15 protein-coding genes are annotated in these 15,919 nt (G+C 70.1%); 10 read left to right on the top strand and 5 right to left on the bottom strand.

The genetic code is table 11. The features are described from left to right. The first annotated feature begins 5 nt into the window (after positions 1 to 5). The 4 genes from uxaC to AB0K52_RS02680 are packed head-to-tail and all read left to right on the top strand — an operon-like array spanning position 6 to position 5,193. Positions 6 to 1,439, top strand: coding sequence for a glucuronate isomerase (gene uxaC / locus AB0K52_RS02695; protein WP_363525185.1), 1,434 nt, complete (start codon positions 6 to 8; stop codon positions 1,437 to 1,439). Next, positions 1,440 to 2,732: an enolase C-terminal domain-like protein gene (locus tag AB0K52_RS02690; RefSeq protein WP_363525182.1), complete on the top strand. Its 1,293-nt coding sequence runs from the start codon at positions 1,440 to 1,442 to the stop codon at positions 2,730 to 2,732. Beyond that, a complete protein-coding gene (locus AB0K52_RS02685) occupies positions 2,720 to 4,078 on the top strand; it encodes a mannitol dehydrogenase family protein (protein WP_363525179.1) in 1,359 nt (452 codons plus the stop codon). Before AB0K52_RS02690 ends, AB0K52_RS02685 begins: the two co-directional genes overlap by 13 nt. Beyond that, on the top strand, positions 4,075 to 5,193 hold the full coding sequence (locus tag AB0K52_RS02680; protein ID WP_363525176.1) for a Gfo/Idh/MocA family oxidoreductase: 1,119 nt from the start codon (positions 4,075 to 4,077) through the stop codon (positions 5,191 to 5,193). Before AB0K52_RS02685 ends, AB0K52_RS02680 begins: the two co-directional genes overlap by 4 nt. Positions 5,194 to 5,247: 54 nt before the next feature. Here the strand turns inward: AB0K52_RS02680 and AB0K52_RS02675 are convergent, their stop codons facing one another. Continuing rightward, complete coding sequence (locus tag AB0K52_RS02675; protein WP_363525173.1) at positions 5,248 to 6,198, bottom strand: pectate lyase; 951 nt, start codon at positions 6,196 to 6,198, stop codon at positions 5,248 to 5,250. Between the two features lie 242 nt (positions 6,199 to 6,440). On the opposite strand from AB0K52_RS02675, the gene AB0K52_RS02670 reads away from it, so the two are divergent. Next, the gene (locus tag AB0K52_RS02670) at positions 6,441 to 7,406 is read left to right on the top strand and encodes an acetylxylan esterase (RefSeq protein ID WP_363525170.1); all 966 of its coding nucleotides are present in this window, start codon (positions 6,441 to 6,443) and stop codon (positions 7,404 to 7,406) included. A 53-nt stretch (positions 7,407 to 7,459) separates the two neighbouring features. Here AB0K52_RS02670 and hisN read toward each other — a convergent pair whose 3' ends face one another. The 3 genes from hisN to aroA form a co-directional block, all read right to left on the bottom strand. Then, entirely contained in the window at positions 7,460 to 8,260 is an 801-nt protein-coding gene (hisN, locus tag AB0K52_RS02665) for a histidinol-phosphatase (protein ID WP_363525167.1), read from the bottom strand. 64 nt (positions 8,261 to 8,324) lie between these two features. Further along, positions 8,325 to 9,341 (bottom strand): ribosome small subunit-dependent GTPase A, encoded by a 1,017-nt coding sequence (rsgA, locus tag AB0K52_RS02660; RefSeq protein ID WP_363525164.1) that lies wholly within the window; start codon positions 9,339 to 9,341, stop codon positions 8,325 to 8,327. After that, a complete protein-coding gene (gene aroA / locus AB0K52_RS02655; RefSeq protein ID WP_363525161.1) occupies positions 9,341 to 10,672 on the bottom strand; it encodes a 3-phosphoshikimate 1-carboxyvinyltransferase in 1,332 nt (443 codons plus the stop codon). Before aroA ends, rsgA begins: the two co-directional genes overlap by 1 nt. A 134-nt stretch (positions 10,673 to 10,806) precedes the next feature. Here aroA and AB0K52_RS02650 point away from each other — a divergent pair, with 134 nt between their 5' ends. The 4 genes from AB0K52_RS02650 to rsrA all read left to right on the top strand — a co-directional run bounded on the left by AB0K52_RS02650 (position 10,807) and on the right by rsrA (position 13,605). After that, entirely contained in the window at positions 10,807 to 11,514 is a 708-nt protein-coding gene (locus tag AB0K52_RS02650; protein ID WP_363525158.1) for an SOS response-associated peptidase, read from the top strand. A gap of 180 nt (positions 11,515 to 11,694) precedes the next feature. After that, positions 11,695 to 12,048 carry a WhiB family transcriptional regulator gene (locus AB0K52_RS02645; RefSeq protein WP_205327957.1) on the top strand — a complete coding sequence of 118 codons (354 nt, stop codon included), beginning with the start codon at positions 11,695 to 11,697 and terminating at the stop codon, positions 12,046 to 12,048. Between the two features lie 481 nt (positions 12,049 to 12,529). After that, positions 12,530 to 13,312 (top strand): sigma-70 family RNA polymerase sigma factor, encoded by a 783-nt coding sequence (locus tag AB0K52_RS02640; protein ID WP_363525154.1) that lies wholly within the window; start codon positions 12,530 to 12,532, stop codon positions 13,310 to 13,312. Further along, a complete protein-coding gene (gene rsrA / locus AB0K52_RS02635; RefSeq protein ID WP_208496582.1) occupies positions 13,309 to 13,605 on the top strand; it encodes a mycothiol system anti-sigma-R factor in 297 nt (98 codons plus the stop codon). Before AB0K52_RS02640 ends, rsrA begins: the two co-directional genes overlap by 4 nt. Positions 13,606 to 13,787: 182 nt before the next feature. Here rsrA and AB0K52_RS02630 read toward each other — a convergent pair whose 3' ends face one another. Continuing rightward, positions 13,788 to 14,384 (bottom strand): TetR/AcrR family transcriptional regulator, encoded by a 597-nt coding sequence (locus tag AB0K52_RS02630; RefSeq protein ID WP_363525151.1) that lies wholly within the window; start codon positions 14,382 to 14,384, stop codon positions 13,788 to 13,790. 451 nt (positions 14,385 to 14,835) lie between these two features. Between AB0K52_RS02630 and AB0K52_RS02625 the strand changes: the two genes are divergently transcribed. Then, positions 14,836 to 15,867 (top strand): SIS domain-containing protein, encoded by a 1,032-nt coding sequence (locus tag AB0K52_RS02625; RefSeq protein ID WP_208496628.1) that lies wholly within the window; start codon positions 14,836 to 14,838, stop codon positions 15,865 to 15,867. The last annotated feature ends 52 nt before the right edge of the window (positions 15,868 to 15,919 follow it).

Below are 15,919 nucleotides of genomic sequence, written 5' to 3'. Positions count from 1 at the left end.
CGAATATGAATCTCCACCCCGACCGGCTGTTCCCGGCGGACGAGCGCACGCGCGCCATCGCCCGGGAGCTCCACCAGCGCACCGCCGACCTGCCGCTGGTCAGCCCCCACGGGCACGTCGACCCGCGTCTGATGTCGGAGAACCGGCCGTTCCCCGACCCGGCGCGGCTGTTCGTCGTCCCCGACCACTACCTGACCCGGATGCTCTACAGCCAGGGCGTGACCCCCGCCGAGCTCGGCGTCCCGTCCACCGCCGGGGCGCCGTCTGAAGTGGACGGCCGCACGATCTGGCGGCGCTTCGCCGCGCACTACCGGCTCTTCCGCGGCACCCCCTCGAAGATGTGGCTCGACTACACGTTCGCGGAGGTCTTCGGGATCTACAAGGAGCTCGGCCCCGACACCGCCGACGAGTTCTACGACCATCTCTCCGCGCGGCTCACCGAACCGGCCTACCGTCCCAGGGCCCTGTTCGACCGCTTCAACATCGAAGTGCTCGCCACCACCGAGTCCCCGGTGGACTCCCTCGACCCGCACGCCGAGCTCGCGGCACTCCCGGCCCAGAACGGCCGCAAGTGGGGCGGCAAGGGCGGCAAGGTCGTCACCACGTTCCGGCCCGACAACATGGTCGAACCCGGCTGGCCCGGCTGGAAGGAGCGCGTCGAGCAGCTCGCCGAGATCACCGGCGAGGACACCTCGACCTTCGACGGCTTCCTCACGGCGCTTCGCCGGCGCCGCCAGGACTTCATCGCCGCCGGCGCCACCTGCACCGACCACGGGAACCTCACGGCCGCGACCGAAGACGACCCGAAGGCCGCCGCCGAGATCTACGCGAAGGCCCTCAACGGCGAAGCGGACGAGACCGAGATCCTGCGCTTCCCCGCGCTTATGCTCACCGAGTTCGCGCGCATGAGCGTCGACGACGGCCTGGTCATGCAGCTCCACCCCGGAGCGGACCGCAACCACAACCAGTGGCTGTACGAAGGCTGGGGCCGCGATGTGGGCGGCGACATCCCCAACGCCACCGAGTACACGCGCGCCCTCAAACCGCTCCTCGACGCGTTCGGCAACCACCCGCGCTTCCGGATCGTGTTGTACACGCTCGACGAGACCGTGTTCAGCCGCGAGCTCGCCCCGCTCGCGGGCGGCTACGCCTCGGTGTTCCTCGGCGCGCCCTGGTGGTTCCTCGACTCGCCGGAGGGCATGCGCCGCTTCAGGGAAGCGGTGCACGAGACCGCCGGGTTCTACAACACGGCCGGATTCGTGGACGACACCCGCGCGTTCTGCTCCATCCCCGCCCGGCACGACGTGGCCCGCCGCATCGACGCCGCCTACCTCGCCCGCCTCGTCGCCGAGCATCGGATGACCGAGCAGGAAGCCGCCGAGGTCGCCGTCGACCTCGCTTACCACCAGCCCCGCAAGATCTATGGATTGGACAGCTAAGTGACCCTGATCGAACGCCTCGAAGTCCACGACGTGCGGTTCCCGACCGCGACCGCCGGCGACGGCTCCGACTCGATCAACCGCGCCGACTACTCGGCCTGCTACGTCGAGCTGTTCACCGACGGCGGCCCCACCGGCACCGGCTTCACCTTCACCGGCGGGCGCGGCACCGAGATCTGCGTCCAAGCCGTGAAGGCCTTCGAGCACCTCGTGGTCGGCAAGACCGTCGAGGAGATCTTCGCGAACCCGGTCGAGTTCTCCCGCTCCATCGTCCAGGAACCGCAGATCCGCTGGCTCGGCCCCGAGAAGGGCGCCACCCACATGGCCGTCGGCGCCATCGTCAACGCCGTATGGGACCTGCGCGCCAAGCTCGAAGGCAAGCCCATGTGGCGCCTCCTCGCCGAAATGGACTCCGCCGAACTCGCCGCCCAGATCGACTACCGCCACATCGAGGACGAGCTCACCTACGACGAGGCCGTCGCCATCCTCGAAGAGGGCCGCATCGGCTACGAGGACCGCCTCAAAGTCCTCGAGGCCGACGGCTTCCCCGCCTACACCACCTCCGTGGGCTGGCTCGGCTACTCCGACGAGAAGGTCCGCGCCCTCACCGAGCAGGCCGTCGCCGAAGGCTGGACCGCCGCGAAGATGAAGGTCGGCTCGCCCGACGTCGCCGACGACGTGCGCCGCGCCGCCATCATCCGCGACGTGCTCGGCCCCGACCGCAAGCTCATGATGGACGCCAACCAGATCTGGTCCGTCCCCGAGGCCATCGCCAACATGAAGCAGCTCGCCGCCTTCGACCCGTACTGGATCGAGGAGCCCACCCACCCCGACGACATCCTCGGCCACGCCAAGATCGCCAAAGCCGTCGCCCCCATCCGCGTCGCCACCGGCGAGGTCGCCGCCAACCGCGTCATCTTCAAGCAGCTCCTCCAGGCCGAGGCCATCAAGGTCTGCCAGATCGACGCCTGCCGCGTCGGCGGCATCCCCGAAGTCCTCGCCACCCTCCTCATGGCCGCCAAGCACGGCGTCGACGTCTGCCCCCACTCCGGCGGCGTCGGACTGTGCGAATACGTGCAGCACCTCGGCATGTTCGAATACCTTCGAGTGGGGAAGACCCTGGAGGGCCGCATGATCGAATACGTCGACCACCTGCACGAGCACTACACCGACCCGGTCACCGTCGTCGACGGCCGCTACCGGCTGCCCACCCAGCCCGGCTACTCCGTGACGCTCAAGCCCGAGTCCATCGCCGAGTTCTCGTTCCCGAACGGGCCCGCATGGAACGCCTAGGCAATCCGGTCCTCAAGCGGCTCCCCGGGGACGTGCGCGTCCCCGGGGACCGCCCCCAGACCTCCGGCATCCTCCACCTCGGCGCGGGCGCATTCCACCGCGCCCACCAAGCCGTCTACACCGACGACACCGACTGGGGCATCACCGTCGCCGCGCCGAACTCGCGCGGCGTCATCGACGCCCTCGCCGAACAGGACGGCCTCTTCTCGGTCGCGACCCTCGGACCGGAAGGCGCCTCGATGCGCGTCGTCGGCGCCATCGCCGACACCGTCCACATCGCCTCCGAACACGAACGCGCCGTCGACCTCGTCGCCGCCGAGACCACCCACGTCGTCACCCTCACCGTCACCGAGAAGGCCTACCGCGACCCCGCCGGCGTCCCCGGCCTCCTCGCCGCCGGACTCGCCAAGCGCGCCGCGCAAGGCGGCCCGCCGCTCACGATCCTGTGCTGCGACAACCTGCCCGACAACGGCAAGACCACCCGCGCCGCCGTCGAACCCCTCCTCGACGCCGCCACCCGCGACTGGGCCGAAGGGAACGTCGCCTTCCCCTCCTCGATGGTCGACCGCATCGTCCCCGCCTCCACCCACGCCACCTACGAACGCGCCCTCGCCGACCTCGGCGTCACCGACCTCGCCGCCGTCGAAGCCGAACCGTTCACCCAGTGGGTCATCGAAGACGACTTCGCCGGGCCGCGCCCGCCCTGGGACGCCACCTACACCCGCGACGTCGCCGGTTGGGAGCGCTTGAAACTGCGCACCCTCAACGGCGTCCACTCCACCCTCGCCTACCTCGGCGCCCTCGCCGACGTCGTCCACATCAGTGAGACCCTCGCCCTGCCCGGCGCCGAATCCTTCGCGCGCTGGCTCATCGCCGAGCAGATCGCGCCCAGCCTCACCCCGCCCGACGGGCAGGACACAGTCGCCTACGGCGAAGGCGTCCTCGAGCGCTTCCGCAACCCCGGCATTCGCCACCGGTGCCTCCAGATCGCCATGGACGGCTCCCAGAAGCTCCCGCAGCGGCTCTTCGCCACCATCGCCGACCTCGCCGAAGCGCACGTCGACCTCGACCTCATCGCGCTCCCGCTCGCCGCCTGGACCCGCTTCTGCGCCGGACGCAGCGACGACGGCGCCGAACTGCCCCTCGACGACCCGCTCAAAGACGTGATCCGCCAGAGCCTCGCGGCCGCCGGGGGCAACCCCGCCGCGCGCATCGACGCTATCCTCGGGCTCCACCAGATCGTCCCCCCCACCGTCGCCGAGAACCACCAGCTGCGCCGGGCCGCCGCCAAATGGCTGCGCGAACTCGACCGGCACGGCGTCGCCACCACCCTGGAGCACCTGTGACCGACACCCGCACGCCCCGCATCGCCCTCGTGGGCGCCAACGGATACGGCCTGCACCACCGCCACAACCTCGAACCGCGCCGCCGCAGCGGCGAGCTCGACTTCGTGGCCCTGTGCGACACCGCCGAGATCTACGAGGACGACGAGATCCCGGTGGGCGACCTCCCGGTCTTCGACGACTACCGCGCCATGCTCGACGCCACCGACCCCGACGTCGTCATCATCGCCACCCCGCCCCCCACCCACCTGCCCATCGCCGGCGCGGCGATGCGCCACGGCGCCGACGTCTACCTCGAGAAGCCCCCCGTCGCCAGCCTCGCCGAATACGCCGAGCTCTACGACGTCATGACCGAGACCGGCCGCAACGTCCAGGTCGGCTTCCAGGCCCTCGGCTCCCACGCGTTCAACGCCCTCCGCGACGCCATCGAAGCCGGAGAACTCGGCGAGGTCGAAGCCGTCTCCGTCGCCGGCTCCTGGCAGCGCCCCGACTCCTACTACCGCCGCTCCCCGTGGGCCGGCAAGCGCGAAGCGAACGGCAACCTCATCGCCGACGGCGCCCTCGCCAACCCCTTCGCGCACGCCTCCCAGGAGGCCATCGCCCTCGCCGGGGACTGGCCGCTCGACGGCCCCATCGAACTCGAGCGCCTGCGCACCCGCGAGAACATCGAGGTCGACGACACCGCGGTCTGGCGCGCCACCAACAAGAACGGCGTCACGATCACCGTCGCCGTCACCCTCTGCGGCGACAAGAAGCTCGAAGGCGACGTCTACGTGCGCGGCACCAAGGGCGAGGCCTGGTTCGAGTACCCCACCGACCGGCTCCTCCTGCCCGGCGAGTCCGAGCCCAGGCAGTACGGCCGCACCGACCTCCTCGACAACCTCCTCGCCCACCGCAACAAGGGCGTCGGCCTCATCTCCGGGCTGCGCCGCGCCAAGACCTTCACCGGCGTCCTCGAGACCGTCCTCAACGACCCGATCCCGCGCCTGGTCGCCCCCGAGCACCTCGAACGCGTCGGCGACGACCCCGTCACCATCCTCAAGGGCGCGGACAAGGCCGTTGAAGCCGCCGCCAAGCAGGGCAAGCTCTTCAGCGAACTCGGCCTCCCCTGGGCCTAGGACCGCGAAAGGACGGCGCCGCGATGCTTCGCGGCGCCGTCCAGCTTCTTCGGGCTAACTCGCGCCCGCGCCGGCCGTGACGACGGACTTGACCGACGACGGCGTGGTCAGCGTGTAGGAGTAGGGGACGCCGGACACCGATCCGCTGGAGGCGGGGGTGCCGGTGTTCACCAGGTGGTTGTTGCGGGAGAGGATCCGGCCGGGGTCGGAGTCGCCCTCGCCGATGTGGACGGCGTCGTCCGCGTTCTCGAGGTAGTTCCCTTCGAAGAGGACGCCGGCGTTCATCGTGGTCGCGACGCAGTACGCGCCGATGTTGACGTAGTAGTTGTTGAAGACGTGCACCGTGGACCCGAACCGCACGCGCGGGGTGCGCTGGTTGGTGCCGTTGAACCAGTTGTGGTGGTAGGACACGCGGAGGTGGCCGATGTCCTGGCCGCCGTTGGAGTCCGAGTGGCCGAGGAGCATCGTCTTGTCGGTGCCGTTGAACCGGTTCCAGGACACCGTGATGTAGTCCGAGCCGCGCTTGATGTCGAGCGCGCCGTCGTAGCCGGTGCCGAAGGTGTTGTTGTCGAACCACAGGTTCGTGGAGGCGTCCTGGACGTTGATGGCGTCGTCGGACCAGTTGTTGAACCGCATGTTCTGCACGATGACGTTGCGGTCGGAGTCGAAGTTGAGCCCGCCGCCGGTGAAGGTCGCGCCGGAGTTGCCGATGATCGAGGTGTTCGATCCGACGTTGACCATGCCCGAGAGGGCGATGGTCCCGCTGACGCGGACGATCTTGGCCGAGTTGCTCGCGACGGCCGAGACGAACGCCGAGGCGGAGGTGACGGTGGTGGTCGGTCCTCCGGCGCCGCCGGTGGTGCCGCCGTTGAGGGAGGCGTAGCCGACGGGTCCGGACTGGGCCAGCGCCGGTGCCGGGTTGAAGACGCTGATCGACAGGCTCGTCAGCACCACGGCCACGACGAGCCCGAGGGCCCGCCTGGCGTGGAGGGTGATCGTCGACATTGACGATGTCCTTTCGTAGATGGGAAGGCACGGCGATCGATCCATAATATCGATGTGCCTCTATATATGACGGTAAGCCCCTATGGACAGCGGTTGCAAGACCTTGGCCTGAAATAGGGGCAAACGGGGCGCACGATGTGTCGACCACTCCGTCTGCCATCTGGCAACCGATGTTGTCCCAGGGACTGGCCCGCCGCTAGCGACGATTGCAGAAATTCGTTTGGTCGTGCTACAAACTCTGCATGGCTCTTTTCGACCTTCCCCTTGAACAGCTCCGCGAATACCGCCCCGACGTCCCCGAACCGGCCGACTTCGACGAGTTCTGGAAGACCACGCTCACCGACGCCGCCGCCCACGACCTCGACGTTCGGCTCGAGCCGTTCGCGACCGACCTGGTCACCCTGGAAGTGTTCGACGTGACCTTCGCCGGCTTCGGCGGCCACCCCATCAAGGCCTGGCTCGTCAAGCCCAAGGGCATCGAAGGCCCCCTCCCGTGCGTCGTCGAGTACATCGGCTACTCCGGCGGCCGCTCGATCCCGATCTCGCACACCACGATCCCCGCCGCGGGCTGGGCCCAGCTCGTCATGGACACCCGCGGCCAGGGCTTCGGCCACTGGCAGCCCGGCGACACCGGCGACCCCTACGGCACCACCGGCCCCACCAACAAGGGCTGGATGACCCAGGGCATCGAAGACCCCCAGCACTACTACTACCGGCGCGTCTTCACCGACGCCGTCCGCGCGGTCGACGTCGCGAAGGGCCTCGACGGGATCGACCCGAACCGGGTCGTCGTCGCCGGCGGCAGCCAGGGCGGCGGCATCGCCCAGGCCGTGGGCGGCCTCCGCGACGACCTCGCGGGCGCGATGATCGACGTGCCCTTCCTGACCTACTTCCGCCGCGCCACGACCATCACCGACGCCTTCCCCTACCGGGAGATCGGCGAGTTCCTCGCCGGGCAGCGCCTCAGCGAGGAGCGGGCGTTCGCGACCCTCGACTACTTCGACGGCGTCAACTTCGCCGCCCGCGGCACCGCCCCCGCGCTCTACTCCGTCGCCCTCATGGACGACGTCTGCCCGCCCTCGACCGTGTTCGCGGCCTACAACCGCTGGCAGGGCGAGAAGCAGATCACCGTGTGGCCCTGGAACGGCCACGAAGGCGGCGGCATCCTGCAGCGCGCCGAGCAGCTCAAGTTCCTCGCCGAACGCTAGGGGGACGCAGCGGGGGCGCGGCCGTTTCCGGCCGCGCCCCTTCGCTGTACGCCTTAAGACTCCCGGATCCTCAACCGCTCCAGAGCCTGCTCGTGGAGCAGCCCGTTCGTCGCCAGCGCCGTGCCGCCGTCGGGACCGGGACGGCCCCGCAGGTCGGTGAACGTCCCGCCGGCCTCCTCGACGATCAGCGCCAGCGGCGCCAGGTCCCACAGGGCCACTTCGGGTTCGGCCGCGATGTCCACCGCGCCCTCCGCGAGCAGGCAGTACGAGTAGAAGTCGCCGAAGCCGCGCTCGCGCCACGCCTCGTGCAGCAGCCCGAGCATCGCCCCCTGCCGGTCCACTTTCGACCAGCTCGTGATCGACGAGATGCTCACCGAGGCGTCGGAGAGCTTCGCGACCTTCGACACCTGGATCCGCTTGCCCGCGCGCTGGTCGCGCCCGGCGAACGCGCCCGCGCCCTTCATCGCCCACCAGCGGCGGCCGAGCGCAGGTGCGCTGACGACGCCGACGACGGGCTCGCCCCGGTCGAACAGGGCGATGAGCGTGGCCCAGACCGGCACGCCGCGAACGTAGTTGCGGGTGGCGTCGATCGGGTCGATGACCCACTTGCGGCCCGAGGCCCCGGGGTTGTCGCCGTACTCCTCGCCGAAGATGCCGTCGCGGGGGCGGGCGCGCCCGAGCGTCGAGCGCAGCACCTCCTCGATCGTGGTGTCGGCGTCGCTGACCTCGGTCATGTCCGGCTTGGAGGAGACCCGCAGGTCGGAGGAGCGGAACCGGCTGTTGCCGATCTGGGCGGCGCTGTCCGCGAGCAGGTGCGCGAGGCCGAGATCGTCGTTGTAGCTGGAGGTGGGCATGGGCACATCCTACTGAGCCCCTGGAGGAGGCCTCGACCAGCGAGGCAACGAACAGGTGAACGGCCTAGTTCTTGGTGTCGGCCTCGTGCAGGGAGGCGAGGACGCGGCGGAACGAGGCGAGCCGGCCGGCGCGCGGGTCGTCGGGGCCGATGGCGGCGTCGAGGGCGCAGTCGCCGATCTCGGGCGTGTGCGTGCAGCCGCGCGGGCAGTCCTCGGCGACCTCCTCGAGTTCGGGGAAGGCCTTGAGGATCGAGTCGGCGGTGACGTGCGCGAGCCCGAACGAGCGGACGCCGGGGGTGTCGATGACCCAGCCGCCGGCGGGCAGCTGGAACGACATGGTGCTGGTCGAGGTGTGCGAGCCCTTGCCGATCGCGCGGACCTCGCTGACGGCGCGACCGGCGCCTGGCACGAGCCGGTTGACGAGGGTGGACTTGCCGACGCCGGAGTGCCCGAAGAACACGTTCTCCTTGTCGCGCAGCAGTTCCACGAGTTCGTCGAGGGGCGCTTCGGGCTCGGTGGTGGTGATGGTGAGGTCGAGCTGCGAGTAGTAGGAGCGGACCTCGGCGACGAGTTCGGGCGCGAGGTCGTGCTTGGTCAGGCACAGCACGGGCGCGACCCCGGCGTCGTAGGCGGCGACGAGGCAGCGGTCGACGAAGCCGTACCGCAGTGGCGGGTCGACGAGGCTGGCGACGACCACGAGCTGGTCGACGTTGGCGACGACGACGCGCTCGTTGGCGTTCTCGTCGTCGGCGGAGCGGCGCAGTTCGCCGTGGCGCGGTTCGATCCTGACGATCCGGGCGAGGGTGCCGGGGTCGCCGGAGCGGTCGCCGACGAGCGCGGCGCGGTCGCCGACGACGATGGACTGCTTGCCGAGTTCACGGGCCTTCATGGCCGTGACGGTGACGCCGTCGACCAGGCAGGTGTAGCGGCCGCGGTCGACCGCGGTGACGAACCCCTCCTGCGCGTGCTCGTGCTTGGGCCGGATCTTGGTGCGCGGCCGGGAGCGGCGGGTCGGCCGCACCCTGACGTCGTCCTCGTCCCACTCGTCTTCCTCTTCGGCGTCCCAGTCCGGCTGCGGCACTAGGCGTCAGTCCCCTCGGTCGGTGCGGCGTTCCCGTGCCCACGCACGGCCTGCTCCCACACTTCGGCGAAGTCGGGCCAGGTCTTGGAGACGCAGGCGACGTCGTCGAGCACCAGGCCCGGGACGACGAGGCCGGCGACCGCGCCCGCGTGGGCCATGCGGTGGTCGGCGTAGGTCGCCCAGGTCCCGGTCGTGTGGCCGCCCGTGTTGACGCGGAAGCCGTCCTCGAACTCGTCGACGTCCGCGCCGATCTTGCGCAGCTCGGTGACGAGCGCCGAGACCCGGTCGGTCTCGTGGCCGCGGATGTGGGCGACGCCGCGGATGGCGAAGGGGCCGTTGTTGACGCCGAACAGCGCGGCGAGCGTCGGGGTGAGCTCGGCGGCGTCGGCGAGGTCGAGTTCGACCGGCAGCACGGAGGGCGAGCCGACGACGGTGAGGCCGCCGCGGCTCCATTCGACGCGGGAGCCGAGCTGGACGAGGAGGTCGCGGATCTTGTCCCCGGCCTGGGTGGTCTCGGTCGGCCAGCCTTCGATGGTGACCCGGCCGCCGACGGCGGCGGCCGCGATGAGGAACGGCGCGGCGTTCTGCAGGTCGGGTTCGATGACCCATTCGCGGCCCTGGAGTTCGCCGGGGGCGACGCGCCAGCGGTCGGGCTCCGAGTCGTCGACTTCGGCCCCGGCCTGGCGGAGCATGTGCACGACCATGTCGAGGTAGGGGCGGCTCGGGACGGGCTTGTCGCCGACGTGGCGCAGATCGAGGCCGTGCTTGAAGCGGGGGCCGGCCATGAGGAGCGCGGAGACGAGCTGCGAGGTCTTCGACGCGTCGACTTCGAGGACGCCGCCTTCGACCGAGCCGGTGGCCTCGACGGTGAACGGCAGGGCGAGGCGGCCGCCGTCCTCGATGGCGACACCGAGGTCGCGCAGGGCCTTGATGACGCCGTCGTTGGGGCGCTTGCGCGCGTGCGGGTCGCCGTCGAAGGCGACCGGGCCGTCGGCGAGCGCCGCGACCGGGGGCAGGAACCGCATCACGGTCCCGGCGAGGCCGCAGTCGACCTCGGTGCCGCCCCTGAACGTCCCCGGGGTGACGGTCCACAGCTCGTCGTCGCCGGTGTCGACCGCGACGCCGATGGACCGGAGCCCTTCGACCATGAGGAGCGTGTCGCGGGCGATGAGCGGGCGCCGGATCGTGGAGGGGCCGGAAGCGAGCGCGGCGAGGATGAGGGCGCGGGCCGTCATCGACTTCGAGCCGGGCACGCGGACGACCGCGTCCAGCTCGGCCTCGGCGTACGGAGTCTCCCAGCGGCGCTTCTTGGGGGCGGCGGTTGCGTTCACGCCAGCCATTCTAGAGGCCCGCGAGCTGCGCACCCGAAGGTCGGCGCACCGGGGTGGCGCGGCCGGGGCCGCCCTCGCCGGCCGCGCGGAAATTGAGGAGCCGGAGTGTCGGTGGCGGGGGTTACCGTGTGGGCATGTGCGGAAGGTACGCCAACAGCAAGTCGAGCCCGAGCATGGCCGCGCTCTTCGACGCCGAAGACCTCATCGCGGGGGCGTGGTCCCCGCTTTACAACATCGCGCCCACCACGCTCGCTCCGGTGGTCCGCCGCTCGAAGTCGAAGGACGAGCGCGTGGTCGAGCTGGCCCGGTGGGGGCTCGTCCCGCCTTGGGCGTCGGACCCGGGGATCGGTTCGCGGATGTTCAACGCCCGCATCGAGACCGTGTCGACCTCGCGCGCCTACAAGCGGCCGTTCGCGTCGCGGCGCGCGCTCGTCCCGGCCGACGGCTGGTACGAGTGGCGCAAGCTCCCCGGCGGCGGCAAGCAGCCCTACTTCTTCACCCGCCCCGGCGGCGTCGTCTTCGCGGGGCTCTGGGACACCTGGAACCGAGGCGATGTTCACCTCATGACCTTCACGGTCCTCACCTGCCCCGCCGTGGGGGAGGCGTTCGAGACCGTGCACGACCGGATGCCGTACGTCCTGCCGCCCGAGCGGTACGCGGCGTGGCTGGGGGAGGAGGCCGCAGGCGAAGGCGAACTGCTGGCCGGTCCCGCCGCCTCGCTCCCGGACGACATCGAGATCCGCAAGGTCGGCCGCGCGGTCGGCCGGGCCGACAACGAGGGCCCCGAACTGGTCGAACCCGTCGACGCCGACGAGGGCCCCGCGACCCTTCCCGGATTGTGAGCCCAATCACTTTCGGTGAAACGTATCTGTACCCCATGTCGGCGGTCTTTCGTGTACAAGCCGCCGCCGGCCATAGGGAATCACTTCCCGCGCCGAGCTGATCGACGCGTGGAGGGGCCGGCGGCGCAACGCCCCTGCAACCACAAGGCTCTGCATCCACAACGAACATGGGAGGCAGCAATGCGGCGAATCCGCCCCGACGAGGTGGCCCGAGCCCGGAGAGACCCCCGGCTGCTCGATGCCGCCGAGTACCGCAACGAGATCATCCGAGGCGCCTACCGGATGAGCGGCGACGCCTGGCTCCGCCAGGGCAACTGCGCCGACGCCGAGCCCGACGTCATGTACCCCGAGCCCCGCGAGCCCATCGACGAGGCCCTGGCCATGTGCGCGTCCTGCCCGGTCCGCACCCCTTGCCTGGTCCGGGCCCTCGAGGCCCGCGACCGCCACGGCGTCTGGGGGGCCACCGCGCCCCGCGAGCGCCGGGCGATGATCGAAGTCTGGAAGGACATCAACCCCCTGGCGGTCGGCGCCTAGCCGAGCCCGCCGAATCGAAAGCCGCGACCGCTGCAGCCCCAGCGAAGGTCGCGGCTTTTCGCCGTCCTGGGGGAGCGGGGGAGGTAGCCTCCCCGGACCGGCGACGGTGTCATGGTTCGCCGGCCCGGGGCAGGTACTGGGAGTTCACGCACCGGTCTCCCGGTGCGATCAGGACCCTTCCGGGTCCACACACGATAACGACTCCGCCCACCGAAAGTTACCGTTTCGATCCATTAAGTAATGATTTCAGGTCATATTCCGAATTTAGTACGCTTTGCCCTAAATAACGGCTATGCGGTTACGCCGATCGGGTGGTGTGGCGGATACGACTACGGGGGTTTCGCGGACGGCGGAATGAAGCCGCGCCCGGTGCTGTTGTTCGGGACGAGTCTCCCGCCGAGGCGCGCCGGCCACCCGCCGCGCGAGTCGCGGCGAAGGGCTCACGGGCCACGAAGTCTGTCTAAGCAAGGAGCCCAAACGCATGACCACCACCCTCCGCGGACGCGAACACGAGCGCCTGACCGCCCTGTTGAGCGGCCCCGAATGGTCTCCTTCGCCCAACGGCGCCACCCGCGTCGGCGGCGTCACGACCGCCGGTATTTCCTCCGCCCCCGCCCAGACCCCTGCCGTAGGCTCGGAACTGGTCGGCTACGAGAGGGAGACGGTGACCGAGGCAGGCAGCGAGAACACCCAGGAGCGGCGCGAGCGGTTCGAGCGCGACGCGATGCCCCTGATCGACCAGCTGTACGGCGCCGCCCTGCGCATGACGCGCAACCCCGCCGACGCCGAGGACCTGGTCCAGGAGACGTTCCTCAAGGCCTACTCGAAGTTCCACCAGTTCCGCGAGGGCACCAACCTCAAGGCGTGGCTGTACCGGATCCTCACCAACACGTACATCAACTCGTACCGCAAGAAGAAGCGCCAGCCGCTGACCTCGCCCACCGACGAGATCACGGACTGGCAGCTCGCGGACGCCGAGTCGCACTCCGCCTCCGGGCTGCGCTCGGCCGAGACCGAGGCGCTGGACCACCTGCCGGACTCGGACGTCAAGGACGCCCTGCAGCAGCTCGGCGAGGACTTCCGCCTGACGGTCTACCTCGCCGACGTCGAAGGGTTCTCCTACAAGGAGATCGCCGACATCATGGGCACCCCGATCGGCACCGTCATGTCCCGACTGCACCGGGGCCGGCGGCAGCTGCGCCAGCTGTTGAGCTCGTACGCCGCGGACCGCGGCCTTTCGCCCGCACGGGAGGTACAGCAGTGACCGCCGAACCGGAGAAGCCCAAACTCGACTGTCGAGAGGTCCTTGAAGAGGTCTACCTCTACCTCGACGACGAGTGCTCCGACCGCCGCCGCGGCGTGATCCGCGACCATCTCGAAGAGTGCACGCCCTGCCTCTCCGAGTACGGCATCGAGCAGGAGGTGCGCACCATCGTGCACCGCTGCTGCAGCCAGGAGAAGGCGCCCGACGAGGTGAAGGCGCGCCTGCGCCAGAAGCTCAGCGCCATCGAGCAGGTCAGTGAGATCTTCAGCGAAGTCGCCGAGCGCGAGCGCTGAGGCCGGCCGCTCCCTTTCACGCCGATCGGGCCCGACGGTGGCCCCGGGCCCGACTGCGCTCTGCAACGACTCCTGCGACGACGGCGCTTGTTAACCCCGCCTCAGTCGACGTTCATTCCATGTGCGGTGCGCGCTGCCTGCCGCGGAAATCCGGGAACCGCGTCCAGCAGCGCCGACCGCGTTCAGGAATCCGACTCCTCGGCGGCGTTGGCCCGGATCATGCCGATCGAGATCTGCACCGACGCTTCACGCAGGTCGTCCTCGGAGTCGTCCACGCGCGGATAGGTGATCCAGTTGCTGTAGAGGGTCGTGATCGCGTCCCACGCCCGCAGGCGGTGGATGAGCGGCGCGTCCGACTCGACGAGCAGCGCGTGCAGGCGCCGCTGCCGCAGCCTGAAGACCGACATGCGGTCGAGGCGCGTGAGCGCGGCCTGATTGTTCTGCATGAACCTGAGCACCGGCTGGTGCGCGCGGATGACCTCCGCGTAGCGGCGCAGGAGTTCGGTGCGGGTCTCCAGCCCCCGCGGCTGGGTGTCGCCCCAGTCGCAGATGCGGTCCAAGTCCTCCGCGTAGGAGTCGAAGAAGCTGGCCGCGATGTCTTCCTTCGTCTTGAAGTGGTAGTACAGGGCGGCCTTGGTGACGCCGAGCTGCTCGGCGATCTCCCGTAGAGAGGTGTGCTCGTAGCCGTGCTCGCTGAAGAGCGCGATCGCGGTCTGCTGGATCCGCTCTCGGGTGCTCGGCTGTTGCTGCTCGCGCGCTTCGCGCGGCGCTTCGGTCATGTGGGCAATTCTCGTTCTGCGCCGGGTGTCCAGTGCGATCTGCGGGGCAGTCGCGGCCTCGGCCGCCTGCCCCGCCACGCGCTAGCTGTTCGGGCGCTTCCCGTGGTTGGCGGACTTCTTCTTACGCGACTTGCGCTTGCGGGCTGCTTTCGCCACGGCTTCCTCCTAGTTCGGTCGGGAATTCAGGGGTCAACCTTACCGGCAGCTGCGCGGCTGCACGGAGGGCAGTGGACACACTTCATTGACGAGCGACCCGAGTCGTAGCAGGGTTGGAGGAGCGGACACGGCGCCACGGGAAGGCCCGAGTGCGGTGGACGCGCGTGGTGCCGGTCGACTACGCTTCATTAAAAAGGTTTGTTTAATATTTTAGCGGTACCCGTTTCACAAGGAGCGTCAAGTGAACCAGCCCCAGGTCGGCGCCACCGACAACGCCACCGAGCCCGGAAAGGGCATGGCCGCCGACATCGCCGAGCAGCCCGACGTCTACGCCGACGTGCTCGACCACGGCGCCGGCGAGATCGCCCGCATCGCCGCGGTCATCGCCGAGCGGCGCCCCCGCTCGGTGGTCTTCACCGCCCGGGGCACCTCCGACCACGCCGCCCTCTACGCGGCCTACCTCACGGAGATCCGCCTCGGCCTGCCCGCGAGCCTCGCCAGCCCCTCCGTCGTCACCGTCTACGACGCCCGCCCCGACTGGTCCGACTCCCTCGTCATCGCCGTCTCCCAGTCCGGCGGCTCGCCCGACCTCGCCCAGGTCGTCGCCGCCGCCCGCGCCTCCGGCGCCCTGACCCTCGCCGTCACCAACAACCCCGACTCCCGCCTCGCCGGCGAAGCCGAACTCCACCTCGACGTCCGCGCCGGCCACGAGCGCGCCGTCGCGGCCACCAAGACCTACACGGCCGAACTGCTCACCCTCCTGCTCCTCATCGAAGGCATCCGCACCGGCACCGGCCGCCTCGACGCCGCCGAGGCCACTGCCATCGGCAAGCTCCCCGAACTCGCCCGCGGCGTCCTCGCCAACCCCGGCGCCGCCGAACTCGCCGGCCGCTACCGCTTCGCCTCCCGGTTCGTCACCACCGGCCGCGGCTACGCCTACCCGACCGCCCGCGAGACCGCGCTCAAGCTCATGGAGACCTCCTACCTCCCCTCGCTCGCGTTCTCCGGCGCCGACCTCCTCCACGGGCCGCTCGCCATGACCGACCCCGGCGTGCCCGTGCTCGCCGTCGTCGGCTCCGGCCCCGGCGGCCATGCAATGTGGAACGTCCTCACCCAACTCGGCAAACAGCGCGCGGACGTGGTCGTCGTCGGCGCCGCCGACGTCCCGGGACAAACCGCCCGACTCGCCACCCCGGCCGTCGACGAGCGCATCGCCGCACTCCTCGATATCCTTCCGCTGCAACAACTCGCGCTCCATCTGGCGATCGAGCGCGGCGAGAACCCGGACGCCCCGCGAGGTCTCAAGAAGGTCACAGAGACGGTGTGACCCCAGCTCGGCGGGCATGGTCGAAGCGGGTGTTCACCTTCGGTTCACCGAA

This window comes from Glycomyces sp. NPDC049804 (assembly GCF_040674615.1).
GTDB classification, from domain to species: domain Bacteria; phylum Actinomycetota; class Actinomycetes; order Mycobacteriales; family Micromonosporaceae; genus Glycomyces; species Glycomyces niveus.
Note: the sequence above shows the minus strand (reverse complement) of the source record. Positions and strands in the feature narration are given on the sequence as shown.